The sequence below is a fragment of the Lyngbya sp. CCY1209 genome, assembly GCF_055795065.1.
This window is the reverse complement of the sequence record NZ_JAYFER010000083.1, coordinates 1-359: the sequence shown is the minus strand read 5'-3', so window position 1 is coordinate 359 and position 359 is coordinate 1. Positions and strand designations below refer to the sequence as shown.

At 44.0% G+C, this 359-nt stretch carries 1 protein-coding gene; it reads left to right on the top strand.

Annotated features, from left to right (window positions below; genetic code table 11):
• Nucleotides 1-359: group II intron maturase-specific domain-containing protein (locus AC0QHF_RS00440; protein ID WP_324702220.1), on the top strand; the 359-nt coding region annotated here is incomplete at both ends.

The window sequence follows — 359 nt, the reverse complement described above, 5'->3', positions numbered from 1 at the left end:
ACACTAAGAGAAATCGAAATTGACGGAGAAAAAGTCCCACCCGGATTCGACTTTCTGGGGTTCAATATCAGGCAATACCCTGCAGGAAAACACGTCTCCGGAAAAAGTGGAGGAAAAGTCAGTAGACTACTAGGCTTCGTAACCCACATAAAACCGAGCAAAAAGGCAATCAAAACCCATATTGAAAAGGTAAAAGAGGTGACTAAAAATCACAAAACAGCACCTCAAGCCGCCCTGATTAAACATCTCAACCCCATCATCACAGGATGGACAAGGTACTATTCAGGGGTAGTCTCCAAGGAGATTTTCAACAAGCTAGATAACATACTCTGGCAACAACTACGGGCATGGGTAGTGTC